Here is a 1,770-nt window from a genome sequence, read left to right as displayed (position 1 = left end):
CGATCTACGCGTGATCAGTAGAAACAAGGGTGTTTTTTCCAAACTTATATACAAATAGTGCACCGCATGTTTCCATTCTTCACACATATGAAGACAAGGCCCATTACAATGGCTAGAAGTATGAAACATGATGCCCCGAAGCTAAACCAAAGTATCACATCTTTGTAGCCGCTGCTTAGTTTGACTGGGTCAATCTGTATTCTATTTTGCATTGCCTCTTCTCTGTATTTTCTGTGATCATAGGTGTTATTTCTAATACTGGCCATACAGTCATCATCACACTTGTGAAATATTTCAAAGCAACCCGTGCCATCTTCTTCAGCATTCTCTCTCAGCTGTCTTTTCACTCGTTCGTACAGTTTGTCCATTTCTGAATCAGCCAGATCAATTGTATGCTGGTTCTCCATTGCCACCAAGAGTTCAGCATTGTATGACCATACTTCTGTTATAGAATCTCTGGTCCAATTTATCACATTACCGATTTGCTTCTCTACCTCATTGAATTCATTGTCTATCAACTTAAATTGTTGGTTGGTTTTTGCTATAAGCCGGTTTAATTTCCCTGTTATTTGATCAATTGCCGATCGAGTGCTTTTGTAATCTGCAGCAGTTCCCTCTCCCTGTGCATTCTGGTGTCTGAAACCATACCAACCATCAATTAGGCCTTCCCATCCATTTTCAATGAAACCCGCTATAGCACCAAATAGGCCTCTCGCAATCCGTTTTCTCTTTGGAACCTCAGGAACATTCTTCATCCCTGTTGCCAGCAGAAGACTCCTTTGCTTAACATATCTCGGACATTTTCCAACTGCCCTGCTATCTATGTTCTGAAATGGCAAGTTACTTATTATTGTCCCTCCACTATGATAACAGTCCCCTTCACAATTGGCATCAACCTGTACTCTACTCTGGATTCCCATAGATTTTCCTCTCAGGAAGCTTGCACGGTCTGGAGCTATGAAAGCCCCATTGAAACTGAAAGTGACTGTATCATTGGGATTTAGTATTAGCCAATGAAAGTCAATTCTTCCAGATTGACCATTAACTTGTGGTCTTGCTCCTGGACTCGGTACGAAAGATTGTTGATAATTAGAACTCCCAACTGTCACCAGTTTGTTTCCACTCCCATATAGCTTGGTTTGCTCTGCAGTTGAAACGGAATGATGGATCCCCCATACTATTATAGCTGGGCTTTCTCTTGTATTTTTATATGACTTAGTCATCTGCGGGAATGCAGCATTATCTGTGTTTGACAGGAGCCATTTCATTTCTGCATAGAATGAAGATCCTGATCTCCTACATGCACTGGTCACCCCATTAGTTCTTATTCCATTGTATGTGAATCCCATGGGTTCCTTGTCAATTCCGCCTGATTCTCTGAGAATTTGCCTCAGAGCTTCTTCATTCACGAATTTTCCAGGATAACAGACATCACTTCCTTCTCGCCTCTCAATAATTAAATCGGCCGAAAATTCTAGGAATTGGTCACATTGAGGTGGTCCAGTGATTGTCCCCAGGAGTCCACATTGACCGAGGTCAACTGTCCTTTTCCCTTTTGAGCAGATCCTGGGGGTGTTTGTTCGTTCCACTGTTTCAGTTGCATTGACGACTTCCACTCCTCTTTCAGTTAATGTGTTTACTTTGGTTCCGTTTGACACGGCATGATGTCCGAGGCAGATTTTGTCTGCATTTGTTGGAATGATCGCAATCAGAGCGAATACCAGGATTTGAGTGTTCATTTTGTATCCCCTGCTTTTGCTGATCACGCGT

At 42.2% G+C, this 1,770-nt stretch carries 1 protein-coding gene; it reads right to left on the bottom strand.

All coding sequences use genetic code 11. The annotated features are described in order from the left end of the window. Positions 1-44: 44 nt before the first annotated feature. Positions 45-1,770, bottom strand: a 1,726-nt coding sequence (locus CVV68_RS22840) for a hemagglutinin (RefSeq protein ID WP_211320976.1), incomplete at its 5' end; no start/stop codon positions are given.

Origin of the sequence: Arthrobacter livingstonensis, assembly GCF_003219815.1 — a bacterium.
GTDB classification, from domain to species: domain Bacteria; phylum Actinomycetota; class Actinomycetes; order Actinomycetales; family Micrococcaceae; genus Specibacter; species Specibacter livingstonensis.
This window is presented reverse-complemented; position numbering and strand designations above follow the sequence as displayed.